Annotated in this window: 23 protein-coding genes and 1 riboswitch; of the genes, 11 read left to right on the plus strand and 12 right to left on the minus strand. The window is 43.1% G+C overall.

What is annotated here, in order from left to right; translation table 11 throughout:
- Positions 1–90 precede the first annotated feature (90 nt).
- Complete coding sequence (locus PQ461_RS03800) at positions 91–1,377, minus strand: voltage-gated chloride channel family protein (RefSeq protein WP_274208312.1); 1,287 nt, start codon at positions 1,375–1,377, stop codon at positions 91–93.
- 26 nt (positions 1,378–1,403) lie between these two features.
- Positions 1,404–1,468, minus strand: a riboswitch (Fluoride riboswitch).
- A 73-nt stretch (positions 1,469–1,541) separates the two neighbouring features.
- Between PQ461_RS03800 and PQ461_RS03805 the strand changes: the two genes are divergently transcribed.
- Both PQ461_RS03805 and PQ461_RS03810 read left to right on the plus strand, forming a co-directional pair.
- The gene (locus PQ461_RS03805) at positions 1,542–2,501 is read left to right on the plus strand and encodes a tryptophan 2,3-dioxygenase family protein (protein WP_274208314.1); all 960 of its coding nucleotides are present in this window, start codon (positions 1,542–1,544) and stop codon (positions 2,499–2,501) included.
- A gap of 69 nt (positions 2,502–2,570) precedes the next feature.
- A complete protein-coding gene (locus PQ461_RS03810; RefSeq protein ID WP_274208316.1) occupies positions 2,571–3,638 on the plus strand; it encodes a branched-chain amino acid aminotransferase in 1,068 nt (355 codons plus the stop codon).
- Between the two features lie 68 nt (positions 3,639–3,706).
- Here the strand turns inward: PQ461_RS03810 and PQ461_RS03815 are convergent, their stop codons facing one another.
- Together PQ461_RS03815 and PQ461_RS03820 are read right to left on the minus strand one after the other, a co-directional pair.
- Positions 3,707–4,348: a phosphatase PAP2 family protein gene (locus PQ461_RS03815; protein WP_274208317.1), complete on the minus strand. Its 642-nt coding sequence runs from the start codon at positions 4,346–4,348 to the stop codon at positions 3,707–3,709.
- 119 nt (positions 4,349–4,467) lie between these two features.
- The gene (locus PQ461_RS03820) at positions 4,468–5,430 is read right to left on the minus strand and encodes an isopenicillin N synthase family dioxygenase (RefSeq protein WP_274208318.1); all 963 of its coding nucleotides are present in this window, start codon (positions 5,428–5,430) and stop codon (positions 4,468–4,470) included.
- Between the two features lie 155 nt (positions 5,431–5,585).
- On the opposite strand from PQ461_RS03820, the gene PQ461_RS03825 reads away from it, so the two are divergent.
- Positions 5,586–7,238 (plus strand): DUF6600 domain-containing protein, encoded by a 1,653-nt coding sequence (locus PQ461_RS03825; protein ID WP_274208319.1) that lies wholly within the window; start codon positions 5,586–5,588, stop codon positions 7,236–7,238.
- Between the two features lie 66 nt (positions 7,239–7,304).
- Positions 7,305–7,757, plus strand: coding sequence for a thioredoxin family protein (locus PQ461_RS03830; RefSeq protein ID WP_274208320.1), 453 nt, complete (start codon positions 7,305–7,307; stop codon positions 7,755–7,757).
- Here the strand turns inward: PQ461_RS03830 and PQ461_RS03835 are convergent, their stop codons facing one another.
- Positions 7,758–7,922, minus strand: coding sequence for a hypothetical protein (locus tag PQ461_RS03835; RefSeq protein ID WP_274208321.1), 165 nt, complete (start codon positions 7,920–7,922; stop codon positions 7,758–7,760).
- Between the two features lie 104 nt (positions 7,923–8,026).
- On the opposite strand from PQ461_RS03835, the gene PQ461_RS03840 reads away from it, so the two are divergent.
- A complete protein-coding gene (locus tag PQ461_RS03840; RefSeq protein WP_274208322.1) occupies positions 8,027–8,338 on the plus strand; it encodes a hypothetical protein in 312 nt (103 codons plus the stop codon).
- A gap of 31 nt (positions 8,339–8,369) precedes the next feature.
- Positions 8,370–8,825: a 3-oxoacyl-ACP synthase gene (locus PQ461_RS03845; protein WP_274208323.1), complete on the plus strand. Its 456-nt coding sequence runs from the start codon at positions 8,370–8,372 to the stop codon at positions 8,823–8,825.
- 35 nt (positions 8,826–8,860) lie between these two features.
- Here PQ461_RS03845 and PQ461_RS03850 read toward each other — a convergent pair whose 3' ends face one another.
- The 4 genes from PQ461_RS03850 to PQ461_RS03865 form a co-directional block, all read right to left on the minus strand.
- Positions 8,861–9,355 carry a DinB family protein gene (locus tag PQ461_RS03850; RefSeq protein ID WP_337993491.1) on the minus strand — a complete coding sequence of 165 codons (495 nt, stop codon included), beginning with the start codon at positions 9,353–9,355 and terminating at the stop codon, positions 8,861–8,863.
- Between the two features lie 90 nt (positions 9,356–9,445).
- Positions 9,446–9,895, minus strand: coding sequence for a DUF6326 family protein (locus PQ461_RS03855; protein WP_274208324.1), 450 nt, complete (start codon positions 9,893–9,895; stop codon positions 9,446–9,448).
- A gap of 64 nt (positions 9,896–9,959) precedes the next feature.
- Positions 9,960–10,898: a helix-turn-helix transcriptional regulator gene (locus PQ461_RS03860; protein WP_274208325.1), complete on the minus strand. Its 939-nt coding sequence runs from the start codon at positions 10,896–10,898 to the stop codon at positions 9,960–9,962.
- A 57-nt stretch (positions 10,899–10,955) separates the two neighbouring features.
- The gene (locus PQ461_RS03865; RefSeq protein WP_274208326.1) at positions 10,956–13,538 is read right to left on the minus strand and encodes a BamA/TamA family outer membrane protein; all 2,583 of its coding nucleotides are present in this window, start codon (positions 13,536–13,538) and stop codon (positions 10,956–10,958) included.
- 222 nt (positions 13,539–13,760) lie between these two features.
- Here PQ461_RS03865 and PQ461_RS03870 point away from each other — a divergent pair, with 222 nt between their 5' ends.
- Positions 13,761–14,399: a phosphatase PAP2 family protein gene (locus tag PQ461_RS03870; RefSeq protein ID WP_274208327.1), complete on the plus strand. Its 639-nt coding sequence runs from the start codon at positions 13,761–13,763 to the stop codon at positions 14,397–14,399.
- Here the strand turns inward: PQ461_RS03870 and PQ461_RS03875 are convergent.
- The 4 genes from PQ461_RS03875 to PQ461_RS03890 all read right to left on the minus strand — a co-directional run bounded on the left by PQ461_RS03875 (position 14,396) and on the right by PQ461_RS03890 (position 22,004).
- Entirely contained in the window at positions 14,396–16,729 is a 2,334-nt protein-coding gene (locus tag PQ461_RS03875) for a GAF domain-containing protein (RefSeq protein ID WP_274208328.1), read from the minus strand. The two genes, PQ461_RS03870 and PQ461_RS03875, sit on opposite strands and share 4 nt — an antisense overlap.
- A gap of 41 nt (positions 16,730–16,770) precedes the next feature.
- On the minus strand, positions 16,771–20,376 hold the full coding sequence (locus PQ461_RS03880; RefSeq protein ID WP_274208329.1) for a metallophosphoesterase: 3,606 nt from the start codon (positions 20,374–20,376) through the stop codon (positions 16,771–16,773).
- Positions 20,377–20,386: 10 nt separating this feature from the next.
- The gene (locus tag PQ461_RS03885; protein ID WP_274208330.1) at positions 20,387–21,253 is read right to left on the minus strand and encodes an SdiA-regulated domain-containing protein; all 867 of its coding nucleotides are present in this window, start codon (positions 21,251–21,253) and stop codon (positions 20,387–20,389) included.
- A gap of 229 nt (positions 21,254–21,482) precedes the next feature.
- Positions 21,483–22,004 carry an NADPH-dependent FMN reductase gene (locus tag PQ461_RS03890; RefSeq protein ID WP_274208331.1) on the minus strand — a complete coding sequence of 174 codons (522 nt, stop codon included), beginning with the start codon at positions 22,002–22,004 and terminating at the stop codon, positions 21,483–21,485.
- Positions 22,005–22,159: 155 nt separating this feature from the next.
- On the opposite strand from PQ461_RS03890, the gene PQ461_RS03895 reads away from it, so the two are divergent.
- Genes PQ461_RS03895 through dapB form a run of 4 tightly spaced genes read left to right on the plus strand, consistent with a single transcriptional unit; the run spans position 22,160 to position 25,311 of the window.
- Positions 22,160–22,963 carry a ParA family protein gene (locus tag PQ461_RS03895; protein WP_274208332.1) on the plus strand — a complete coding sequence of 268 codons (804 nt, stop codon included), beginning with the start codon at positions 22,160–22,162 and terminating at the stop codon, positions 22,961–22,963.
- Between the two features lie 8 nt (positions 22,964–22,971).
- The gene (locus tag PQ461_RS03900; RefSeq protein ID WP_274208333.1) at positions 22,972–23,889 is read left to right on the plus strand and encodes a ParB/RepB/Spo0J family partition protein; all 918 of its coding nucleotides are present in this window, start codon (positions 22,972–22,974) and stop codon (positions 23,887–23,889) included.
- 1 nt (position 23,890) lies between these two features.
- A complete protein-coding gene (locus PQ461_RS03905; RefSeq protein WP_274208334.1) occupies positions 23,891–24,547 on the plus strand; it encodes a DUF5683 domain-containing protein in 657 nt (218 codons plus the stop codon).
- Between the two features lie 14 nt (positions 24,548–24,561).
- Positions 24,562–25,311: a 4-hydroxy-tetrahydrodipicolinate reductase gene (gene dapB, locus PQ461_RS03910; protein ID WP_274208335.1), complete on the plus strand. Its 750-nt coding sequence runs from the start codon at positions 24,562–24,564 to the stop codon at positions 25,309–25,311.
- The last annotated feature ends 29 nt before the right edge of the window (positions 25,312–25,340 follow it).

The raw sequence follows: 25,340 nt of genomic DNA on the forward strand, positions 1-25,340 counted from the left end.
CTATAACCAACAATTTTGACTATTAACTTAACCTAGTTCCTAAAATATGCGCATCTCGGACACCCTCACCTCAGAAACTCGCAGCAAACCTCATACACTCACATCCCCGTCCTTATTTCTTCTTTGTGCACTGTAAATACCTGCGTCGCCGCTAAAATAATAAGCAGTAAAACAAGCTATGGCAAATAGTAAGGTATGCTCGGTGCCAAACAGTTCAATACCCATAATGGTGCAAGCTAATGGGGTTTTGGTGGCTCCGGCAAAAACGGCAATAAAACCCAGGGCAGCAAAAAGGCTTACAGGTGCGTTTAAAATTGTGGCAAGGGTGTTGCCTGCCGTTGCGCCCATATAAAACAATGGTGTTACCTCGCCACCCTTAAAGCCGGTGCCCAATGTAATGGCGGTATAAATTAGTTTCCATAACCAGCTGAAAAAGTCGGCGCCATTTTGATGAAATGCCGAAACAATAGTTACTGCACCTGGATATTCCCCTTCCACACCGAGGCTTAAATAGTCGGGCTTACCAATAGCAAATGTGAGCGCTATAATGGCTAAACCACCGCAAACAGGTATCAGCCAGTCAGTTTTTATCCACTTTACAGCATAGTCTTTTACTAAGTGGGTTGTGTTGGCAAAAGCCATGCTGATCAACCCAAAAACAGCTGAAGCTACAATTACTTTTAGCAGCAATACCAGATCAAGTGGTAAGTGGTGATGATAATATTCGGCGGATGTTTTAAGCACATCAATATGATACATGGTATGGTGCACACCCCAGGCAGATACCGTGGCATCGCCAACAAATCCTGCTACCAGGCAGGGTAGCAGGGCTGTGTATTGTATCCGGCCAACGGTTAAAACTTCAATAGCAAAAACTGTCCCGGTAAGCGGAGTGCCAAATACCGCTCCAAAACCTGCGGCAATACCAGCTGTAAGCAGCAAACGGGTGTCTAATTCATTTAGCTTGAACAACCTGCTGAACAAATTGGCAAGGCTGCCCCCTATTTGTACTGCCGTACCTTCGCGCCCTGCCGAACCACCAAACAAATGCGTAATAACGGTAGTAATTAATATCAGCGGGGCCATGCGTTTGGGTACACCACCGCCGGGTTGATGTATCTCGTCAATAATCAGGTTGTTGCCGCGCTCGGCAGACCTTCCGTAAAGCTTATATAAAAAATGAATAGCTACACCTGCTACAGGTAACAGATACAGTAGCCATGTATGCGTAAAACGATAATGGATAGCCCAATTGAGCAACCACAGAAAAAAAGCTACCGTACTGCCAATAGCAATGGCGGTGGGTAAAACAATAAGTGTCCAGCGGAAGCTGTAAGCAATTAAACTAAATTGATTGGAAAAGAATTTTTTAAACATACGCCTGCAAGCAAATAATTAAACTTATTTGTGTAGGCGCCATCAGCTTTGCAGCGGTTCAAATAGGCGGAGCACCATCGCCCTTCGTTATAATGCAAATATGTGGTAAAAAACCTTTTGCTGCAATAGCTTAACTTGCACTTTTTCTTTTATTAGTTTTGTACATGAACTTAACGCCTGAAATCACCAACCGGCTTGAACAATTGCAGCAAAAGTATGAGGCTATGGGCCAGGATATGGCATCGTACCTGGATGGTTTGTTGTATGCCGATTTCCTTACCTATTGGGACTATATTCATTTGGATACCTTACTGAGCCTACAAAGCCCAAAGACTCCCTTTCCTGACGAGGAGATATTCATTATGTATCACCAGATCACCGAACTATATTTTAAGCTTACCCTGCATGAGTGCAAGCAGATTGCCGCAAAGCCTGATCTGGATGTAGCTTTTTTTACCGCACGTGTAAAACGTATCAACAGTTATTTTAATGCGCTGGTAAACTCGTTCGAAGTAATGGTGCAGGGTATGGAAAAAGAGCAGTTTCTTAAATTCAGGATGTCGCTTTTACCTGCCAGTGGTTTTCAATCGGGCCAGTACCGCATGATTGAGATCCATGCAACTGATTTCATCAACCTGGTTGCTAAAGATAAACGAGAAGAGCTGCGTAATGCAAGTGTACAGGAACAGTTCGAATACATTTACTGGAAGTTTGGCGCCACAGAACTATCTACCGGTAAAAAGACACTTACCCTAAAGCAGTTTGAGAAAAAGTATGCTAAAACTTTTATCGAGCTTGGTGAAAAGTGTCACGACTGTAATTTTAATACATTAATTAAAAAGCTGCAGCAAAGCGGTGAGCCTACCGCCGAACTGGAAGAAGAGTTGCGTAAGCTGGATATACATGTAAATGTGAACTGGCCGCTGGCGCATTATAAATCAGCGGTGCGTTACCTGCACCGCGAACCTGAAGAGATCAAAGCAACGGGCGGTACCAACTGGCAAAAATACCTGCCTCCGCGTTTTCAGAAACGGATATTTTACCCGGAACTATGGACGGCAGAACAAATAGATAACTGGGGAAAGGGCTGGGTAGAGGATGCATTGGCCGATGTTGCTAAATAAAATCTTGGACAGAATATATTATATCTGCCCTAAAACGCCTAAATTGCCAAACTCTTAATATACAAGGCCATGACAGACACACTGGACATCAAAATCACAAAAACAACCAATAGCCGTTTAGCACAAACGGACTTTGAGAACCTGGTTTTTGGCCGTACTTTTTCTGACCATATGCTGGTAGCAGATTACGAAGACGGCGAGTGGAAAAACTTCGAGATTTTGCCTTACGGCGAAATTGCGCTTAGCCCGGCTATTTCTGCACTGCATTACGGACAGGCATTTTTTGAAGGACTAAAAGCGTATAAGCACGAAGACGGCACTATTTCGGTGTTCCGTCCGGAAAAGAATGCGCAGCGTTTTAATAAATCAGCAGAACGTTTATGTATGGCAGAGCTACCAGAAGACCTGTTTTTGCAAAGCGTATCTGCATTAGTAGATATTGATCGCGACTGGATCCCGGCTAAGCCTAACCATTCGTTATACATTCGCCCGGTAATGTTTGCTACCGATGCGTTTTTAGGTGTTACCCCATCTAAAACGTATAAATTCGTATTACTTACCTGCCCCGTAGGCCCGTATTTCAGTAAACCGTTGCGTGTTAAATTTGAGGAGTACTACACGCGTGCTGCCGAAGGCGGTTTTGGTTATGCAAAGGCTGCCGGTAACTACGGTGGTTCAATGCTGCCATTTAAAAAAGCGGCTGAAGAAGGCTTTGACCAGCTGATCTGGACAGATGCCAAAGAGCATTTATACGTAGAGGAAATGGGCGCGGCAAACGTAATGTTTGTACTGGATGGTAAACTGGTTACGCCATCAACCCGCGACACTATTTTAGATGGCGTTACCCGCGATACGGTAATTGCACTTGCAAAATCATGGGGTATGCCGGTTGAAGAACGCCGCGTATCTATTGCCGAGGTGGTAGAAGGTGCCAAAAATGGTAAACTTACCGACGCTTTTGGCGCAGGTACAGCAGCTACTATTGCACCGGTTGGCTCGTTCCATTACAAAGGCGAAGATTATACGTTAAGTGACCCGTCAACCCGCGAATTTTCACAAAAGGTTTTAAAAACTTTAGATGATATCCGCTGCGGTAACGTAAAAGATACTTTCGGCTGGAACTATATTGTGAGATAACACATCTTATAGTATCGAGTATCAGGTATAAGATATAGTAGAGAGGCGCAGGATTTGCGCCTCTTTTTTTATTGTTTGGTTGCGCCGGATTCGTACAAGTAACTCAGCAGGTTAAGTAAGATCACGCCCACCAATGCGCCGCCTAAAACATCGGTAAACCAGTGCGCTCCAAGGTATATGCGAGAGAACGGTACGGTAAATATCAGGAATACCGAAATGGTAAACACCACAGACCTGATTATAAATGGAATGGTTTTTAGCTGCACCATCAGCAAAACCAAAAAACCAAAATAAACGACGTAGAACAACACATGCCCGCTGGGGAAGCTTTGTTCAGTAGCTTTTCTGAATACATGTACCAGCGGTTCAGACGGCCTCGGCCTGTTTACAATGATCTTTAATATCGTGCTCACCAACCCGGAAAGCGAAGTAAGCAGCATAAATAAGGCTTCGCGCTTGTATTTAAAGATCAGGAAAATAAGTGGAGCTGTTGTTACCATAATAATAGATCCCGGTGAATAACCAAACCAGCTAATGATCTGCATAACAGTATCAAGCGTTGGATTTTGGTGTGCCTGTATATGGCGCGAAAAGCTCTCGTCAAAACTATCTGTAGAGTTATAAGCTACATAAATGCTAAGTATCGTAAAGCCTAGGCAGATAATACCAATGACCAAAAACATCAACTTTCTTTTTCTTACAGAGATCATCGCTTTTTAACAGTTGTTAAATTGCGAATGTTTTTAAAACAAGCAAGCCCTTCAAAAAACTTGAAGGGCTTGCTTGTTATTCTTAATTCCTCCCCCTCTAGGGGAGGTTAGGAGGGGTGTTATTTCTTCAACCCAATTTCGCGTAAACGCTCGTCCAGATATTCACCGGCGGTCATGTCGCTAAATTGTTTTGGATGCGCTGCATCAATGGTTGATGGTAAGCTGGTTAAATCCATATCTGATTTAGGGTGCAAAAAGAAAGGCACCGAAAAACGCGACTGGCCCATCAGTTCGCGTGGCGGGTTAACTACGCGGTGGGTAGTCGATTTTAGCTTACCGTTGGTTAAACGTTGCAGCATATCACCTACGTTAACTACTACGTCTTCGCCATGTGCTTTTACCGGGAACCAGGTGTTCTCACGGGTAAACAACTCAAGGCCATCTGCACTTGCGCCAATTAACAGGGTGATCAGGTTAATGTCTTCATGCGCGCCTGCACGTACGGCATCAGGTGCCAATGCATCCGGATCTTCAATAGGGAAGTAATGCAATGTACGCAAGATAGAATTGCCGTTGTGTACCTTATCATCGAAGTAATTTTCGTCCAAGCCAAGGTAAACTGCAATGGCACGGAGTAAATATTTACCTGCGCTTTCCAGCTTCTGGTAAACCTCGCGGGTTACGGTGTTAAACTTAGGCAACTCGTCAACAATTACATTTTCCGGATAAATATCCTTAACCGGGTCGTTATCAGTAACGGTTTGGCCAATTTGCCAAAACTCTTTTAAGTCGGGTACTTTAAAGCCTTTGGCAGTTTCTTTGCCTTTGCTGGTATAGCCGCGCTGGCCGGCCAGTTCTGGCTTTTCATACTTTAATTTTACATCTTCGGGCAAAGCAAAAAGCGCTTTAACCTGTGCATATAAATCGTCAATAAGTTCTTTGCTTAAACCATGATTGGTAATAGTGACAAAGCCGGTCTCGTTAAAGGCACGGCCAATCTCATCAGAAAACTTTTTGCGCTCTTTTGGCGTACCATTTACATAGGTATTCAGGTCGAGCCTCGGAATATTTACTGTACTCATAATTGTAAATTTACTATTATTAGAGTTACAAACATCCGACTAATATTTTGTTTCGTCAGCAGGATGTTTAAAAATGAGCAAACAATATAATTAATTAAACGCTTAGGGTTTATTGCAGTCAATGATTACAGATGCCCCTGATAACAAAATATAACATGAAAAGATTAACTCAAATATTTTGCCTTAGCATGCTGCTGTTTGGCGCATTGCTGATAATGCCCGAAAAAAGTAGGGCCCAGGGAGGCGCTATCACTTTTCAGGATTTTTACGACCAGTTACAACCATACGGTACCTGGGTTGATGATCCTGACTATGGTGATGTATGGATACCTGATGTAGACGAAGATTTCAGGCCTTATGCCACTAACGGGCATTGGGTGCTTACAGAATATGGTAATACTTGGGTATCAGACTATGAATGGGGCTGGGCGCCGTTCCACTATGGCCGCTGGCGTTTCGACGATTATTACGGCTGGGAATGGATACCAGGTTACGAATGGGCACCGGCATGGGTGAGCTGGCGCAGCAGTAACGACTATTATGGCTGGGCACCATTATCTCCGGGTATTGATGTTGAAGCAAGCTTTGGGTATAACGCGCCAGATTTTTACTGGACCTTCGCTCCATCAGCATATATAACCAGTCCTTCAATTTATAATTACTATGTGCCGCGTACACGTGTGGTAAACATTATCCGTAATACTACTTATATCCGTAACGTTTACGTTAATAACAACTACCGCTATATAGCAGGCCCACGCCGTGATGATATACAGCGCAGGGTAGGCAGGCCAATAAATGTTTATCGTGTTAATGATGCAGGCAGGCCAGGCCGACCAGCCTTAGGTAATAATGCTGTAACTATTTACAGGCCAAGCGTTGGCCGCCAGCCTAATGCGCGCCCTGCAAACATTATTAATGCTAACGATTACCGCAGCCGTAACCCTAATAACAGGATTGCCGTACCAAGCCGCGACGGTTACATTAACCGCCAAAATGCCGAGCGTTTAGCACAGGAAGCCCGTAATGCGCAGCAAAATAACCAGAACAATAACAGGCAGAGCCGTGGCAATATCCCTAATAACGTGGGCAGGCCAGATGCTAACCGCGCGCAACAGCAGCAACAACAAGGCCAGCCGCAGCAAGGACAACAGTGGCAGCAAAGACGTAATCAGCAACAAAACGATCAGAATGCGCAGCGTAACCAGCAGTTAGAACAGCAACGCCAACAACGTGTATTGCAAGATAACCAGCAGGGCCAACAACCACAACAGCAGCCACAGCCACAAGTTCAGCAATGGCAGCAAAGACGTGATCAACGAAATCAGCAGCAAGACCAGCAACGTCAACAGCAGATGCAACAGCAAGAACAGCAGCGTCAGCAACAAATGCAGCAACAACGCCAACAGCAGATGCAACAGCAAGAACAGCAGCGTCAGCAACAAATGCAGCAACAACGCCAACAGCAGATGCAGCAGCAAGACCAGCAGCGCCAGCAGCAAATGCAGCAACAACGTCAACAGCAGATGCAGCAGCAAGAACAGCAGCGTCAGCAACAAATGCAGCAACAACGTCAACAGCAGATGCAGCAACAGGACCAGCAGCGCCAGCAGCAAATGCAGCAACAACGCCAACAGCAGATGCAGCAACAGGATCAGCAGCGTCAACAGCAGATGCAGCAACAACGCCAGCAACAGATGCAACAGCAACGTCAGCAGCAACAACAACAACAACAACAACAACAACAGCCGCAGCCGCAACCACAGCAGCATCAAAGGGATCAGCGCGAAAGGCCTGAACGTCCTTAATTTGCAGCTGATATAAATGAATAGCACATAGCTGATAATTGCCGGTTATGTGCTATTTTTATATCCATGAAAATTTTTCTGAGATCAATAGCAGTGTTTGTGATTGTTGCCGGTATTGCGTTTTATGCTATCAGTAAAAATGCATCGCGTAAATCAGCAGCGCCGGGTTTAATTTTTATAGAAAATTCATGGCCGGAAGCTTTGAAACAGGCTTCTGTTAAACATAAATATATTTTTGTTGATGCTTATGCCACTTGGTGCGGCCCATGTAAAATGATGCGGTCAACCACGTTTAAAGATAAACGGGTGATTGAATTTTTCAATAAAAACTTTATTAATGCAGCCCTTGATATGGAAAAAGGGCAGGGGCCACAACTGGCGCAGGCCTGGCAACTACAGGCTTACCCAACATTATATGTATTTGACGAGCAAGGCAAGCCTGTGCTTTATGCCGTAGGCTATATTGATGCCAATGAACTGCTTAAGTTTGGGCAGGCAGCCTTAAAAAAGAAAAACTAATTATTTGCCGTAATCGCCGGCGCGTGTGCTCGATGATGAAGTATCGCGTTTACTGGCTGCTGTGTCTTTGGCATTAGAGGGGCCGCCAAATTTGTTATTGGGGTTTTCGTGGCATCCGGTAAGGGTTGCTAATAATATGGCTGATATTAAAACATAAGCTTTCATATCTTAAAGACAATTTGCTAATATGTTTGTTCTGGTTGATTTACAATAGATAATTGTAACTTACCACTGAAACTTATTTCAAAGCATCGTGTTATTTTTATATTATGGATCATAACGTATTTTTATTAGCAACCGACCCTAAAGATCCATGTCATGACGTGGTTCATTCCAGAGACACAGAGCTTAGGGTAAAAGTTTTTTGCTTATCTGAAGAAGATTTTTCTCCGGACCCGAATGAGATACAACTTTATGGTTATGCTAATCAGAAGCTTTACGCCTTTGAAACCATTAATATTACCCCTGACGATGCACTTGATGTAGTTGCTGCCATACAATGGTATGCCAATTATATAGATTTTCCGCAACTGGAAATTTTGCCAGAAGACCCTCGCCATGATAAAGATGTAGCCGTGTAACCCGGCTAGTATATCTTTGCTCATTAATTTTATGAATACCATTAAAGAATTATTGCATGCGCAATGCGTAAATGCTATACAGCAGCGTATAGCTAACGCACAGCAGGGAATTGACGAAGCGAAGCAGGCATCTGAAAACGAAACCAAAAGCAGTGCGGGCGACAAGTACGAAACCGGCCGCGCCATGATGCAGCAGGAAAACGACCGTAATACCGCGTTATTACTTGAAGCCAAAAAGCAAATGGCCGCTTTAAATCAGATCGGCACTACTGCAAATACATCGGGTGTAGCAGATACAGGCAGCCTGGTAATTACCGATCAGGGTAGTTTTTATATGGCCGTTGGCGCAGGTAATATTGTTATTGAAGGTAAAACCTATATTGCCATCTCTGTAGCTTCGCCAATCGGGTTGCGGTTAAAGGGGAAAACAAAGGGAGATCAGTTCGATTTCAACGGACGTAAATACAACTTAACAGATATATTGTAAAACAGGCAGGCAACAAGCCCGCCTGTTTAAGTTTATTAATGCTCGTCGGCGCTTGGACCATAAGTAGCAGGAATAGGAATATTATTAAGTCGCAGGTAAACACCTAATTGTGCGCGGTGATGTACCGTTTGATTGAAAGACATCCTTACCGTTTCTGCTTTAGTGGATGTATACAATATCTGGTCGCCGTTACGCAAAACCCATTCCTGGTCTAATACATCTTCTGATGCCTCGTTCAGGCTTTTGCGCGCGCTGTTAAGGCTACGTTCAAAGTAATCAAGCAACTCTGCGGTGTTATTTACAACTTCTTCTTTCCAGTTGTTGCTTTGAAAATCAAGCCCATCAGTGGTTAGGCCCATCGTAGTCCAGTTGGGCAAGTCGGCAATGTGCGTTGCCAGGCGGCGCATGGTCATGCTTTTTTCGTGTGGTTGCCAGTCGAACAGTTCTGTAGGTACACGCTCTAGCATTTTACGGGTTACTACAGCTTCGGCTTCCAACTCTTTTTTGAAGATTTCAATTAGTGACATCATTGTATTGTTTTTGGTTTGTGATTCAAAGAAACCATACGCCAATGACAGCCCTATGTCAACAAGTTTTTAGCCTTACAATTATTTGAAAAATTATTGAAGCTTATCGCCTTCAACTTTAGGCCAAAGCCATGCCTGACGAATAATCATACAAGTAATGATCACCTCTATTATTCCTAAGTAGATATAAAAGATCATCCATTGATCAATCGATGCACTAACAACTAACAGCATGACTACGGTGAATAATGCCCCTATTGCCAGGTTGACCAGCCGGTTAATCGCAGCCTTCAGCATTAACGACAAGAATATCATAAAAGGCGGTATAGATAGAAGAATCGCGTACATGAGCAATACTAATGGTGTGGTTTCGCCTGCACCAGTGTGCCCGTTCATTAAACCCTTAATGCGCCCCGGTACAAATAAGGAAAAGAAATCACCATAGATATAACAGAACATTACCGCTGTCCACAGCGCTGATAGTTTAAGCTTTACATTGATCTTAAAATCCTGTAGGGTGTTGGTTGTAGAACTTGTACTCATCTCATCATATTTTATAAACTATAGACGAGAGCAGTGCAGGTTATGTCACAGCATTTTTTAATCTTTACAAGTTTTGTGAGATATCTTTTATCAAGACTTTCAGTTTTTCTTTCAGTTCGGGTGGGTGTACTATTGTTGCCTGATCGCCAAACATGAGCAGCCAGCGGGCAAAACCTTCCAGCGAGCGTGTCATAAAATGCATTTCCACATTATCCGGGTATTCAATTTCATGAGTAAAGCCGTTATAATAGCGCTGCTCTCCGATATAAGGGGCTGCCTTGTGATTCACCAGTATAACGATATTGATCACATCGGCTTCTTTGTAAAGATCTTTAAGGTGTTCACTTAATGGTGGATGGACCTGATCAAATGTACCGTCTGTGCATAACAAATCTTCCATCCTGTCGAATCTAAAATCGCGGTAATCTTCACGTAGCTGGCACCAGGCAATAAGGTGCCAGTTACCTTCCAGGAAAAATACACCAATGGGTTCAACGAAACGCTCGGTAAGGGTTTTGTTATATGCTGCGCGGTAGCTGATACAAAGCACACGCTTTTCGGCAATGGCTTGTAAAATATCCTGAAGCGGGTTTACTTTAAGTAATTGTGGCCTCCGGCCTTGTACAACGGCTATGCGGTTCTCTATGCTTTCGAGATAATCTTTATCGGTATTACGCAGTACAGACCGTATTTTAAACATGGCCGAACGATAGCTTGCCCCGTTAATGTTATCAGTTAGCTTTTCTGCCATTTTTTCGGCGGTGATAAAAGAAGCTACTTCATCGCGGGTAAACATAACAGGCGGCAGGCGGTAACCTTCCACCAATGAATAACCGATTCCAGCTTCGCCTATCAATGGTACACCGGCTTCTTCCAGCGTTTTAATATCACGGTATACGGTGCGCAGGCTGATATTGAACCGCTCTGCAATTTCAGACGCTTTTACAGTTCTGCGCGATTGCAGTTGTATCAGAATAGCTGAAATACGGTCAATGCGGTTCATGGTTTGAGTTTTGCCTTAACAAAGTAAAGCAAAACCAGCAGAACCCCTAAGCTTTATTTAAAAACGGTAGCCCAATGTTAAGTAAGTAAGCGCACCCTCTGTTGAGCCGCCCACGGCAACCTGTGCAATAAGCGCTTGTGCAGGTATCAGGTATATGCCCCCGCCGTAGCCGTCATGCCATTTGTTTGACGATTCGCCTGGTACCCAAACACGTCCCATATCATTAAACCCAATTAACCCAACGGTGCCGGGGAATAGATATGAGTTGAAGTTGAACAGCTTTAAGCGTACTTCGAAATTGTTGTAAACAGATGTTCTGCCCGCAAAGCGAAAGGTGTGAAAACCGCGTAGGGTTGATGGGCCGCCTATGGCCATTTGCTGAAAATATTCGGCATGGCCTAAAATAGTACCGCCGCCAATACGGTTGGCAATAACCAATACAGAATCCTGATCGGGGTTAAAATAAAAGTTAAATTCGGTTTGCAGTTTAGCGTAAGATTTTGCATAATCACTGATGCCGGTTACCCCGTTAAGTGTCGTGTTCCAGTATACGCCCGATGTAGGGTTGGTAAGGTTATTACGGGTATCATATCTTAAGCCGCCAATTACGCCGGCATAAAAACGTTTTTTAAATACGTTCTGGTCCGGGTGAGCCTGTTCGTAATCTCTTAAAAAGTGGTTATTGTTTTCGGTTGCAGATGCATAGTAGAATTGACCTGTTGCGCCAATACTCAACTGAAGATCATGGTTAGTATGGAACATCCTGACATCTGCATCGAGCGTGTTGTAGCGATTACGATAGTAATTGATATCGTAAGGGTCTTTGTTAATGAAAACTGTCTCGTTGCCTATGCCGAAGAAGTTGCTCACATTGTGAGGGCCGCGCGATGTAATGTTGACGTTCAAGTCGTTGTTGCCTAAAGCTTTTTTAAAGTCGCCTACATAGGCAAAAGAAAAGGCATTCCGTTCAACAGTATATCCTGCCAGAATAGTTTGGTGCGAAGCATATGGTTCTTTACGGAAGCCCTGCTTTTCGATAAGTAAACCGCCAATTAGTGTAACGCCATTATCCGTGTTATAGCCTAATGATACCAATGGCGATGTGTTATTATATTTAAATGCCGTACGGTTAAAGTAATTGACAGAGGTATCTTTACCCAGGCGCAGTTTGGCATCGGCTTTTGAAGGGAACCCGTTTTGTTGGTCAGACCGGTCATAGACATATATATTATTGCGGTTGTTCAGCTGCTTATCCACATAAAAACTATCCACACCAGGCCCGCCTATCATTCTAACTTTAATTGGCGAAGGCGTATTGCCGCTTACATGAAAAACATCTTTGCCCTTTAAGCCATAAAGGCGTACTTCTTCTGTTACCTTCGGATCAAATGTGCGCTGATAGATCACCTTATCAATCTCACCGCTTTTTTTGATCTTTCTTATGGTGATGGCTACTTTACCGCTATCGCTTTCGTTAATGGTGAAATCTTCCTGTTTGTTAGTTGCAGGTACATCAACCATGTGCGACAGGAAAGCATAGTATGTTAAAGCGTACTTGCTTAAATCGTCGCGACGTTGTTTAAATGCTGCAATAATAGGCGCTGCCGACATCCTGTAAATTACAGGTGGCATACGTTTCATGGCTGCTACAAAAAGGCTGTCAGTTAGTTTTTGCTGAACGTCTGCAATCTGCTCTTTCCAGTCGTCTATGCTTAACTGGTTAAGGAAATACCTGTCGAAATACCTGGCGTTGAAATTCCAGCCGTCAATATCCCGTATCTCGCCACGGTAAGGTTGTAACTGTGATTTTAAAAACTGATGCGATAAAAACCAAGGGAATATACCCGAGGTTGAATAAAATACCTTATCACGGTCGCGCGGAATAGGCGTATACGTAATACCGGTATCGCTTTTATCTTTCACCCAACGCCATTGGTCTTCGTGCCTGTCCCAGTCGCCAATAACCATATCCAGCAGGCGGGCACGCAGTACCAGCTTTTGTAGAACTTTATTATCGTTATCGTCTTCCAGTTTTTTCTCGGTTTTTTCAGTGTTGTCGGTATCATCAACATCAAGTGGGTCGCGCTGCTCAAAAAGATAAACCTTGTTGGCAAACTCTTTTCTGTATTGGCCAAGTGCCGGGTCATCGGCAACGTAAACAATCTGTGGTATACTATGCGGAATGCTTAATGCTTGTGCAAGTGGGGGGACCACCAATGCAGAAAATGGATGCGACGTGGAAACCTCGTCCTGCAAAATGTCTTTTACTATAGTTTTGCGCAGGTTAGCAGGCAATGCCCTTTCAGGGTATTTCTGTACAGTTCGCAACGCAAAATTATTACCTGCTGCATCAACCAGTTTTAAAGAGCGCGTTTGTTTGCCGCCGCCAAGCCCTACTATTTTAAGGCCGCCCTGCTCGGTGCTGATGTGGAATATTTTTAGCTTAACAGGTGTGTCCCAAAGCTTGCGGTAATTCTCGCCGAAAAGTACCCTGTGTGCTTTGGTTACATGGTTGTATTCCGGTTCAACTGCAACAGTAATACTATCACCTGTAATTTTTTGTGCGTTTACACACAATGAATTGATGGTTATTGCCGTTAAGGCTAAACAGATTTTTCTGAGATTGTTTTTTAGGTGCATTTAACAGCAAGTAATTACTCTGTACAGATTAATGATACCACAACAGCAATTATGAAAATTTGTGCTACCACGCGTTGATTTGTTAATACCCCGCCAGGCAACGCCGCAAATTTTTTGTGAGATTGGGTGATGATATTATCAGCTTTGAATATAACCTTTTATCAGCAAATTGCGTTATCCGGCTCTTGATATCTAATTAATTTAAGATCAGAATTTTATTTAATGATTAAACCTGTTTATTTTAAACTGCGGGTATTAGTATTACCTTTTTTGTTGTTATTGTCGGCTCATGTGCATTCGCAAAGTATGGATGCCAAATTGCTGAACAAGCTTAACCCAAACACTACCCACGTTAACCCCACCTGGGACTTTGTTTCAAATAGTATTCAGCCCTTATCGGTGGCTGCCCCGGTAACTATGCTTACTGTTGCTTTAATTACTAAAGATGCTGATCTTAAACAAAATGCTTTCAGAACCGGCGAAGCCCTGCTGATTAATGCCCTGGTAACAACCGGCATGAAAAACTCCTTTCAGCGTACCCGGCCTTTTAACGCTTATCCGGGTATGATAACATTGCAAGGTACGGCGGCAGGTTATTCGTTCCCATCGGGGCATACCTCAAATGCTTTTGCGCTGGCCACATCATTAACGCTGTCATTTAACAAAAAATGGTATGTAGCGGTGCCTGCTTATGGATTTGCGGCTGCCACGGCATATTCGCGTATGTATCGCGGTGCACATTACCCAACCGATGTACTCGGCGGAATGATAGTTGGCACAGGCACATCTTACCTTACCTGGAAGCTGCAAAAATTATTTTTGCGCAGGAGCAGGGTAGGGCTAACCGTTCCTCATCCCTAAGTAATTACACTTAGCCGTATGGCCTTAAGCCCTGTAACTCCTTGTAATTCTTCCAAATCGTAACGCTCAATTTCCTTAGCTAATAAGCCCTTGCTCTGAAACTCACGGATGCTTTCTAAAAAGTAATCAGCTTCACTTTCAGTTGAATATACAAGTGCTATTTTGCCAGGTTGTGTAAGGCGTTCATCGGTGTCTTTGATATGTACTTTGTCGATGCGCTTTTTTACCACCTCGTAACGGATGTTGTAAGCACCCTCCACATCAAAACGGCGCTCGTCTTTACGGAAACAAATATCTATCTGGCCCGAATGTATAAATATGAGCTGCGTAGTTTGCAGCACACATTTCATAATGCCGGTAAGTTTGCTGGTAATGCGCACAATATCAATCATTGAGCTTAACTGCCATTTTCTGAACAGCTGCAGCATGGCTTCGTCAAAAGGCTTTTCGGGTGCTAAAGCCTGCCCGGTAAAAATATCATACTCCACACCATCCGTCCTGAATTTTTCAAAGTAGCAAGGATAAATTTCCTGCAAATCATATTGCGCCTTCTCAAAGTAATTGTTCAGCGCCGTGTTGATCAGGGTTATGGATTGCTCCAGGTTACGACGGTATAAAAAGCCTTCACCTTTATTTTCATCAGCCTCATCAAAGTATGCCTTAATAATAGGGCCAGTTTGTTCGAAATTTTCTTTCAGGTAATCAAAAGTGGGATATACTTTAGCTTGTAAAAAGGTTTTAATGCTTGTTTCGTCATTATCCGAAACCTGCTTTTCGAGTTTTGAGATCCAATCGTTACACTGCGTGATCAGCTTAACATGAGGTGCATCTTTATTAAGCCCGTCTGTTTGCCTAAGCGTTTCTATCAGCTTGTTCAGCAGATAAGTAAGGTCGTTTTTTAAGGCGAGGTTGCGCTCGTTGGTTGAGTTGCGGATATCTATGGCACCATAAAGCGGGTATACGTCTTTAAAGCCAACCGTGTCAATGATCCTATTCTCGTTATTGTGCCTGCTTTTAATATAGTTCCATGCGGCTTCGTTAAACTTCCACTCTACCGAGTTTTGCAGGGTGGTAAACTTATCTTTAATAACGGTCTCTATACGGTTGTTAAATCTTTCGGCGCTATTATGTAACAGTTGAGATAACAACGGAACTGCCGCCTCGAGTTTGGAGATCAGTTTTTCAAAAGGGATAGCCGCCTTTTTCGAATAAATTTCCATTACCCCGGCCAGTTTGCGGTTGTAATAAACGGGTAGTATGGCGTATGAAACAATACCTGCCTGTTTTAACGCTTTCAGGTAAAAATGGCTTTCAACGTTATAATCGTTTATTTCATTAAAAAATATGGCGCGCGGGTTTTTCATGTACTGTGTTACCAGCGCATTGTAAGTTTCTTCAGCAATACTTTGCTGTATAGATGATTTAACGAGCACACTGCTAAAGCATTCTTTTGTATCATAAACCAAATTACCGTTAACGCGTAAAAACGGCAGTAAGCCAAATTCGATATCGCTGTTGCCGGTAAGGGTTTGTAGTGCATGGGTCACCTTTTCGTAAAGCTCGTTCTGATCCTGGGCATCATTTACCAAAGCCAGCCTAATGTTATTTATAGATTGCTCTATGGTAATTTCCTCAACCGTAATTACCGAAAAGCCTTCTATCCTGAACATTTCTAAAGGCATTAATTCCTCAAATACCTCACAGCCTGCTCCCTGGTGCAGAAACTGCTCAATAAGTTCGGGTTTCAACTCCGGTAGCTTTGACTTAGCGATGATCTCCACATAGGTTGTATCCAGATGTATCTGGTAATAACGTTCCAGTCCGTTAGCAGCCGAGGCATCTGTATATAATGTGTCGTTATTGGCATCAAAAGAAATGTGATACAGCTTTTGCAACACTAGCCGGTAAACGTAGTTTTTAAGTCGGCTGGTAAAATGGTTACCTCCCTGGTATACAATGGCATCTTTATCCTTAAGATAGCTTTCTGTAAATTCCTTATAAGCATCGGTACCATATAATACACTGCCGGGTATAGGCGTGCCTATTCCCCAATAAAACTCCGTTTCGTCGGCAATAGGTGGAGAGAGTACCGTATAGATTAGCTCCAGCGCATCAACATGCTGCATAGCCTCTTCAACTGAAAGCGTTTTTTGTATGGCTTCATTTTTTTCGAGCCTTGCCAAAATAAAGCGATAAAATTCTGCTTTAAAGGTTTTACCGTTATCTATGCGTTGTTTTAGATCTTCAATAAAAACACGGAACGAAAAGGCATAATCAACCAGTTCGTTACTGTTCAAATAGTCATCAATGTTAAAAATATTGACTTGCATATTTCCGTGTATAGTTAGTAGTAGTACTGTTAAACCAGAGGCTACAGATTAAGTTTTAAGGTGATATACGGATAAAAGCCATCGGCGGAGTACGCACCTTGTAAATTTAATAACATCATATCGGCAGGCATAAAGTAGATACCGCCGCCAACGCTGTTATGCCACACCTTTGATGGCTGGTTTTTGTCCCATACACGGCCTATGCCATATAATGCGGTAAGGCCTATCTGGCCGGGTAAAATGTAAGAAGTAAAGTTGCTGAGTTTAAACCTGCCCTGTAAAACATTATAAAAAGCCTGCTGCCCTGCATAGCGGTATTGCCGTAAACCCGGCAGGCTTTCGGGGCCTCCTAAAAATACAGACTGATAAAACGCGGGCTGCCCGAACGTTATACCGCCACCCAGCTTATAGCTGATGACTATTGACGAATTTGCGGTTACGCTTTTATATAGCTCTGCCTGCGGTGTAAACTGGAAGAATGTGTTTGAGTAACTGTTAAGGCCAAACAGTTGTTGAAACTTTAAGCTGATGTATACCCCATAAGAAGCCATCAGCGGACTGTTACGCTTGTCGTCAATATACGTCATGGTTAAACCTGCGTACAGCTTGTTTTTTGTATAGGTTAAGCTGTCGTAGTTGTTGAACAAGTTGGGGTGATAGATTAGCCGATCATTATCATCGCTGTTGAAGCGATAATATTGAAAAGTAGGCCCTATGCGCAGGTTAACCGACCCTGTACTGTTATGAAACCTTAATGAGCCGGTTACCTCGGCAAGATCGAATTTTGCGCGGTAATAGGTTTTAAAATGGCCGTTTTTATCAAAGTCTGTTTCGTTGCCCTTGCCAAAGAAATTAATGGTATTCGGGAAATCAAACCTGGCTTGCACCTCTATATCTGCCGAGTGTTTGACGGCGTTAAACCATTGGCCAACATAGTTAAATTTATTAGCGCCATTACCAAAGCTATGTAAAAGATTGAATTGCTGAATACTTCCGGGTGCTTTACGGAAGCCCTGGCTTGTGAATATAACTCCTGCGTTAATCCAGTAACCATCATCGGGATTAAATCCCATGCTCACATCCGGAATAGTTGAGTTGAAATACTGGTTAACCGGAACGTAAGCTACCGTGGTGGTATCGTTTGAGAAATGCTTGCTAATTTTAACAGAATCAGTGCCGATAAACGTAGCCTTGCTTTCTTTACCATAATATTTTGTATGGTTATTAGCTGATACGATGTTTAAGCTTTTTTGCCCCTGCCCGCCAATTACACGTACTTTAATCAAAGTATTACGATCATTAATAATGATACTGTCTTGCCCTTTACCTGCATAAATTCTGATCTCTTTGGTAATGTTGTGGTCAAATACTTTTGAGAACAGCGGGTAGCTGATACTGCCATCATCAAGCCGCTTGTAAACAGATACATTGATGTTATTGCCGGCCGTGTCTTTAACGACCAATAACTCATTTACATCAGTTGCCTTTACATCAACAATGCGGTTGAAAAAGCGGTAAAACCTGTCGGCATCACTAACCATAGTGGCTCTGCGACGCTGCATTAATTTTAATAGTTCCTGATGCCTGATGTTGTTGGCAGCCGTGGGCATATGGTTCAATGCATCATTTAGTACATCATCTGTTAATGCGGCTGCAAATGTTTTGGCGGTTTGCTTCCAGGTATTGTAGCTAATTCCCGATAAAAACCTGACATCCAGTTCGCGGCCATTAAAGTAAAAGTCGTTGATGTCGCGTTGGTCTGATTGATATCCTTTCAGAAAAGGTGAACGCCATTTTACAGCGGCCATTCGTGGTATCAAGCCTTCATTCACAAAAAATGCCTGATCACGGTCTCGTGGTACAGCGCTGTAATATTTATTTTTTCCGTTGGTTCGGTTTTTCCAATGCCATTGATCCTGCTGCTGGTCCCAATCGCCGATGAACCAATCTAACAAGCGTGCCCTTAGAAACTCCAGAGTATCAATCCGGTTACTGTTATCACGGTCAAGCGATTTCATCATGATGCCAGTATTGTCAGACCTGCCTTCGCCTAAGCTTGGTTCAAGGATACAGATGGTTTTGGCAAAGTCGTTCTCATAAATACCAAGAGCCCTGTCTGGCGATACCCAGCCTACTATAGGGTTGGTATGCGATACCTTAACCGCTTTGGCCAGTACTGGCGCTACTAAAGATGCATAGGGGTGCTGCGCCGATATGGCATCCCATTTCCACGAAGTGGCAAAGGTTTCCCGGCGTGCTTGCGGAAGTTTGATCTCCGGGTATTTTTCAATACTGCGCAGCAGCCACTCTTTACCTTCTTTATCTATCAGTCTTAAAGCCAAAGTTTGGTGCGCACCGCCATATTTAACGGGTGTAAGTCCGCCTTTAAAGCTGCTTATTTTTATTACGGGCAACTTTACTGCCGCAGCCCATTCTTTTCTATAGTTTTCGCCAAATAGCTTGCGGTGAAAGCCGCTTACCTTATCAAAGTTTGGATTGGCTTTGATGAGAATACTGTCTTGGGTAACAGGCTTTGATGTTGGTATAGTAACAGGCTTAACAGAACGATACGGTTTTGTATAAGCATATACCTGCTTAAAGCTTGTATCCTTGCCTGCATAGTAAGTAAAGCGGATGCTTTTATCTGCCATGAGATCGGCAGTTACAAAACCTGGGGTTGTTTCAGCATATAAAGCATGCTTGCCTTTTTTAACAAAAGCCTCTTTTGCACCAGAACCGCTTACCACCTGTATCTGCTCGCCATCTTTTATGAATTGCAAACCATGTTCGTGCCCGGAGACATGTATCAGATTAGGAAATTCTTTAAAGACATTATCAATTTTCGAGATCATGGTTTTGTAAAGCGGATGGGCCTGGTCTTCAGCTAACGAAAACGTACCCCGCACCAGCGGGTAAAGCGCCCCAATGCCCGGAAACGGTATATAAAGGTTTTTCTGAACGGATGTTAGCGGGAAAAAGTAATCGGCAATGTTGTAATATCCACCGTGGTGCCCGTATGACCAAAATGGGTGATGATCTGCCAGCATGATCACCTTATCGTGATTTTTTAGCAGCAATTCGCGGAAGCGCCGTATAATTTCGTCTTCGGTTTTACAGTCGCAGTCGGCATCCGGGTTTTCTTTACTATAGACGTACAGCCACCATTCAGAGTCGAACGCAATCACCACAAAGTCGTCGTTGATCTTGATCTCGTACGGATCGGGGCAGCCATTTTTAGGCACTACTTTCAGTAGCGAATCTTTTTGCTCATCAATGTACTCCCACTGGCGTTTCATTTTTGCCAAACCAAGCGGCCCCATGCGGTCCCAGTCGTGGTTACCGGGGATAAAATAAACGGGGGCGCCTTTGGCGCGCATGGGTTTAAACTGCGATTGCAGAATCTCTTTAGTGTGGTCTTCTTCCTTGCTGCCGGGTAAGCCTATACCCGTTGGGTAAATATTATCGCCAAGATAGATTACCGTGGTTTTGCCCTGCAGAATTTTGTCTTGCGCATGCGAAATAACGCCGCCCTGCTGTGTATCTGTTTCACCGGCATCGCCAATGTAAATGATACGATGCGTAATAGTGCCTTGACTAAATGCTAAGCCCGGGAGGATAGTAAGCAACAGGTATAGCAGCTTTTTCATGCTATACTTATTATTTGCCCGAATACTTAAACTTTAAGACATTGCCCGGCTCAATTTTATCCCCTTCGTTGGATATATAAAGATTGTTCTGATTGTCAAACGTCATGCCTTCGGGTTGTGGAAAATACCGCGGATTAAGATGGAATACCTGTTTAACCTTAAAGTTGTCATTTAGGACAACCAATAACTTATTCACCGAAGATAATACGTACCATTCGTTTGTGCGTGGATTAAGCGCTATGGCCGAAGGATGGAAGTTGATTTTTTCTTCATTTGCCTGCTCGGTAATATGCTTTACATTAATCTCAAAGCGGCCACTGTTTTGCAGCGAACCATCCGGCAATAGTTTAAATATGAAGCCGCTTGTGTTTTTGCTGGTTTTATCAATGTTGCAGTGCTTACACAGTACATAAATGTTGTTGTTCTTTTCGTCGGCAGCAATGCCTTCATACTCGCCCTCGGTAAGCAGGTTCTCAAACTTTTTTACGTTGCTGATCTCGTCGCTGTCTGTTGCCGTAACCGGAAATGTGTAAAGCCTGCCTTTGCTTTGCAGCATAACAACCTGCCCATTGCAAATGGCAATATCTTCAAAGTCGCCGCTTTTTTTGAACCTTGTAAACTTGGCGCTTTTATCCCCAAGCTTTAGATGGTATACTCGTCCGTCTTCATCTTCTTCGCTATAAAGCGTGGCTGCATTCCCTTTGTTAAATGCGATACCGGATATTTCGGTAAGGTCATCGGGCATGTTAAATTTTTCGGGCTGATTGAGGTCATAACCTGCAGGGCTGTTATAAGCCTGTTTAGGCCCGCAGGAAAAACTTATTAATAAGGCAAAAGAGAGTAAAGCAATTATGATAGAACTATTTTTTGGTTTCATGCTGATGCGTCAATTCGGGGGTACTATATGCAAATAAAAGCTGAATGCAGTTATCTATTCAGACAGCTTATTAAGCATATACATTTTTATAACCTGCAATGTTTACGGTTATACATAAATTGACAAAACGTGTTAAATTATTTTACCGCAAACTGATCCGGCCCTATCATATTATCAGAGTCGTCAGACACTATTGCGGTAAACAGTAAGAATAGCAGTTTCATTACTATTACATTTTTATAAATCTGTCCAGCTGCTGGTTGATGAATTTAATGGTGTCTTCAGATTGAGGGTTACCTTCGGCATCAATATCTTTGTTAATGGCAGGGATATGTAAGCGCATAGGATGTACATGCAGGTTGACGTAATGGCAAACACCCGTAAAATGCTCTACACCACGAATATTCCCATATTTGCCGGATGATATGCCCACCAGTGCCGCTTTCTTATCATAAAAGCTTTCCGGGAAGTTGCAGGCATCTATAAAAACCTTTAAAATGCCCGGAAAACTGCCATTGTATTCGGGTATAATAAAAATGAATCTGTCTGTAGCCGTAACCAGTTGTTGCACGGGTTCAAATTCGGCGCTGCGGTTGCCATACAGATCTGAAAAAGCAATTTCCCTTGGCAAATCCATTAATGATAATACATTGGCTTCTACGCCACGCTTTGCCAGCTGCCGCTGATAATACTTAGCTATTTTTAACGTTGAACTTCCTGGCCGGTTTGTTGACGCAACAATGGTTATCATGTACAGATTGTTTGTAAGTTGTGGAAACCCGATTGGATACTGAATTGTTTATATTTGTATCTTTATACCCGGTTAAAACAGTGCGAAATTATAAATAATTTGCTTTTCCTGTTAAACGGCCCCAACGCATTTATTGTAAAATTTGAGTATTGAGAATGAGTAAGATAATCGCTTTAGCCAACCAGAAAGGTGGTGTAGGGAAAACTACGTCATCAATAAACCTTGCAGCAAGCTTAGCTGTGCTTGAGTATAAAACATTATTGGTTGATGCCGATCCTCAGGCTAACTCAACATCGGGAATCGGTTATGACCCGCGTACTATAAAAAACAGCATTTACGAATGTATCATTAACCATGTAGATCCGCATGAGGCTATCCAGAAAACAGATACGCCTAATCTGGACCTGCTGCCTGCACACATAGACCTTGTAGGTGCCGAAATTGAGATGATCAATTTGGAGAACCGCGAGTACAAAATGAAAGAAGTGCTTGGTAAAATAAAAAGCGAGTATGATTTCATTATCATTGATTGCTCTCCTTCTCTGGGTCTTATTACTATTAACTCGCTTACCGCTGCCGATTCGGTAATTATACCGGTGCAATGCGAGTATTTTGCATTAGAGGGTTTGGGTAAGCTGTTAAATACCATAAAAATTGTACAAAACCGCCTTAATCCAGAACTGGAGATCGAAGGTATATTACTGACCATGTATGATGTACGCCTTCGCCTGTCAAACCAGGTGGTTGAAGAAGTGCGTACGCATTTTGAAGACCTGGTTTTTGAAACCATTATACAACGTAACACCCGTTTAAGCGAGGCGCCAAGCTTCGGCGTTTCGGTTATTATGCACGATGCCAATTGTAAAGGGGCTATTAACTATTTAAACTTAGCACGCGAGATACTCCGTAAAAACGGAATTGCAACAAGGCAAACGCAGGTTACATCAGAAACTGTTTAATTATAAGAATGAGCGCAGATAAAAAAAGGGTACTGGGTAAAGGATTGAGCGCCCTGCTTAATGATAGTGCTGACGTATTACCGCAAAAACAACAAAACAGATCAATGGTATCTGACAGCGATGCAGCTGTTGGCGTAGGTTCTATAAGTGAAATAAATTTAAATGAGATAGAGGTTAATCCTTTTCAGCCGCGGACTGATTTTGATCAGGAAGCGTTACAAGAGCTTTCTGATTCTATCAAGCTGCAGGGGTTAATTCAGCCGATTACCGTACGTAAGGTAAGCGCACATCATTACCAGCTGATCTCGGGCGAACGCCGTTTCCGTGCTTCTAAGCTGGCAGGTTTAAAAAATATACCGGCCTATGTGCGTACCGCCAACGATCAGCAAATGCTGGAAATGGCGCTTATCGAAAATATTCAACGTGAAAACCTGAATGCTATTGAGGTAGCTTTAAGTTTTCAGCGAATGATCGATGAGTGTAACCTTAAACAGGAAGAGCTTGGCGACCGTGTAAGCAAGAACCGCTCTACTGTTACCAATTATCTTCGTCTGTTAAAATTGCCGCCTGCCATACAGGCCTCCATCCGCGACGGGCAGATCAGTATGGGGCATGCACGTGCGCTTATCACAATAAATGATCCGGCAAGGCAGTTATATATCCACCAGCAAATTATAGAACAGGGGTTATCTGTACGTAAGGTGGAAGAGCTTGCCCGTATAGTGCAAAAAACACCGGATAAAAAGGATACAAAGCAAAAGGATAGCGCACTGTCATTCCAGATGCAAAAGATACAGGACGACCTGGCATCAAAATTCAGTACCCGTGTGCAGGTTAAAGTTAACCAGCAGGGTAAAGGTGCTATAGAAATTCCTTTTCTCTCGGCAGATGACCTGCACCGGATATTAGAAATGCTGGATTGGTAATATGCGTATATGTATTGTTTTTCTGGCGTTTGCCCTCATTTCAATTAATGCGCTGGCACAAACTCCGGACACAGTTCAGGTAAAGAGTAAAAAGGACAGCATTGTCCGTTCGCGCGATTCTATCAAGTCAAAGCCGTTTATACCAAGCGCACGTGTAACTAAGTCGGGCTTACCGGATAGTACGCATAGCCCTCACAAAGCTTTTCTGAGATCACTGATGGTGCCAGGCTGGGGGCAGCTTTATAATCACCGCTGGTGGAAAGTTCCTTTGGTTTACGGCGGCTTAGGAACTTTAGGAGGGATAGCCATTTGGAACTACAATAATTACAAAGTATACGTTAAGGAAGCCCGGATAAGGCAAAACGGTGGTGTAAGCACAGGACCCTACAAAAATGTGTCAGGAAGTTATCAGGTATTTTATGATGCAGCCAATGCCAGTCAGCGTAATTTTCAGTTATGTATACTTGGTTTTGCAGGCTTTTGGGGCATTAACTGTATTGATGCCTATATCGATGCCAAGTTTATTCATTCCTATTCCATAGATAATAACCTTTCCTTCAGGCTATCACCTGCAATGATACAGCAGCCTAATATGTATGCTTATAACAGCGCGGGTAATTATATTCCGTCTTTAAAGCTTACATTAGCGTTCAAATAACCAAGTAAATCAACATGAAAATTGCCTTATCAGGTTACGGTAAAATGGGTAAGATCATTGAAAAGATCGCTACTGACCGTAAGCATGAGATTGTTTTAATTATAGATCATAACAACCTGGATGAAATGACAGCCGAAAACCTGCAAAAGGCAGACGTTGTGATCGATTTCAGCACCCCGCATTCTGTTTTAGAAAACATACATAAATGCCTTGATGCCAATGTGCCCATAGTGGTGGGTACCACCGGCTGGTATGACCATATGCCAGAGTTGCAGGAAAAATGCGAAACCAATGGAAACGCATTATTATGGGCGTCAAACTTTAGTGTAGGCGTGAATATATTTTTTCATGTTAATAAGGTGCTGGCCCGTATCATGAATAATTACCCGTATTACGAGGTACAGGTTGAGGAGATACACCATACCCAAAAGCTGGATGCTCCAAGCGGTACAGCCATTACCATTGCCGAGGGTATTATTGAAAACCTTGATACCAAATCCGAATGGAAAAATGTGCTTACAGAAGATAGCGGCACAGCTACCGAAGTAATAAAAAGCAACGAAGTATTAATTGAATCATTACGAATTGAAAACGTACCCGGTACGCATACCGTTACCTATGATTCGGAAGTGGACAGTATTGAATTTAAACATACTGCGCATAACCGTAACGGGTTTGCATTAGGTGCTGTACTTGCTGCAGAATGGCTGCAAGGCAGAACAGGTTTTTATTCGGCTCAGGATATGTTTCAATTTAATTTATAATATTTAACTTACCGCCCGGTACTTTAGAA

This window comes from Mucilaginibacter sp. KACC 22063 (genome assembly GCF_028736115.1).
GTDB lineage: Bacteria > Bacteroidota > Bacteroidia > Sphingobacteriales > Sphingobacteriaceae > Mucilaginibacter.

What these genes read in the sequence shown, in the direction of transcription:
- PQ461_RS03800 (WP_274208312.1), bottom strand. Translation starts at nt 1,377, where the DNA reads ATGTTTAAAAAATTCTTTTCCAATCAATTTAGTTTAATTGCTTACAGC.
- PQ461_RS03805 (WP_274208314.1), top strand. Translation starts at nt 1,542, where the DNA reads ATGAACTTAACGCCTGAAATCACCAACCGGCTTGAACAATTGCAGCAA.
- PQ461_RS03810 (WP_274208316.1), top strand. Translation starts at nt 2,571, where the DNA reads ATGACAGACACACTGGACATCAAAATCACAAAAACAACCAATAGCCGT.
- PQ461_RS03815 (WP_274208317.1), bottom strand. Translation starts at nt 4,348, where the DNA reads ATGATCTCTGTAAGAAAAAGAAAGTTGATGTTTTTGGTCATTGGTATT.
- PQ461_RS03820 (WP_274208318.1), bottom strand. Translation starts at nt 5,430, where the DNA reads ATGAGTACAGTAAATATTCCGAGGCTCGACCTGAATACCTATGTAAAT.
- PQ461_RS03825 (WP_274208319.1), top strand. Translation starts at nt 5,586, where the DNA reads ATGAAAAGATTAACTCAAATATTTTGCCTTAGCATGCTGCTGTTTGGC.
- PQ461_RS03830 (WP_274208320.1), top strand. Translation starts at nt 7,305, where the DNA reads ATGAAAATTTTTCTGAGATCAATAGCAGTGTTTGTGATTGTTGCCGGT.
- PQ461_RS03835 (WP_274208321.1), bottom strand. Translation starts at nt 7,922, where the DNA reads ATGAAAGCTTATGTTTTAATATCAGCCATATTATTAGCAACCCTTACC.
- PQ461_RS03840 (WP_274208322.1), top strand. Translation starts at nt 8,027, where the DNA reads ATGGATCATAACGTATTTTTATTAGCAACCGACCCTAAAGATCCATGT.
- PQ461_RS03845 (WP_274208323.1), top strand. Translation starts at nt 8,370, where the DNA reads ATGAATACCATTAAAGAATTATTGCATGCGCAATGCGTAAATGCTATA.
- PQ461_RS03850 (WP_337993491.1), bottom strand. Translation starts at nt 9,355, where the DNA reads ATGATGTCACTAATTGAAATCTTCAAAAAAGAGTTGGAAGCCGAAGCT.
- PQ461_RS03855 (WP_274208324.1), bottom strand. Translation starts at nt 9,895, where the DNA reads ATGAGTACAAGTTCTACAACCAACACCCTACAGGATTTTAAGATCAAT.
- PQ461_RS03860 (WP_274208325.1), bottom strand. Translation starts at nt 10,898, where the DNA reads ATGAACCGCATTGACCGTATTTCAGCTATTCTGATACAACTGCAATCG.
- PQ461_RS03865 (WP_274208326.1), bottom strand. Translation starts at nt 13,538, where the DNA reads ATGCACCTAAAAAACAATCTCAGAAAAATCTGTTTAGCCTTAACGGCA.
- PQ461_RS03870 (WP_274208327.1), top strand. Translation starts at nt 13,761, where the DNA reads ATGATTAAACCTGTTTATTTTAAACTGCGGGTATTAGTATTACCTTTT.
- PQ461_RS03875 (WP_274208328.1), bottom strand. Translation starts at nt 16,729, where the DNA reads ATGCAAGTCAATATTTTTAACATTGATGACTATTTGAACAGTAACGAA.
- PQ461_RS03880 (WP_274208329.1), bottom strand. Translation starts at nt 20,376, where the DNA reads ATGAAAAAGCTGCTATACCTGTTGCTTACTATCCTCCCGGGCTTAGCA.
- PQ461_RS03885 (WP_274208330.1), bottom strand. Translation starts at nt 21,253, where the DNA reads ATGAAACCAAAAAATAGTTCTATCATAATTGCTTTACTCTCTTTTGCC.
- PQ461_RS03890 (WP_274208331.1), bottom strand. Translation starts at nt 22,004, where the DNA reads ATGATAACCATTGTTGCGTCAACAAACCGGCCAGGAAGTTCAACGTTA.
- PQ461_RS03895 (WP_274208332.1), top strand. Translation starts at nt 22,160, where the DNA reads ATGAGTAAGATAATCGCTTTAGCCAACCAGAAAGGTGGTGTAGGGAAA.
- PQ461_RS03900 (WP_274208333.1), top strand. Translation starts at nt 22,972, where the DNA reads ATGAGCGCAGATAAAAAAAGGGTACTGGGTAAAGGATTGAGCGCCCTG.
- PQ461_RS03905 (WP_274208334.1), top strand. Translation starts at nt 23,891, where the DNA reads ATGCGTATATGTATTGTTTTTCTGGCGTTTGCCCTCATTTCAATTAAT.
- dapB (WP_274208335.1), top strand. Translation starts at nt 24,562, where the DNA reads ATGAAAATTGCCTTATCAGGTTACGGTAAAATGGGTAAGATCATTGAA.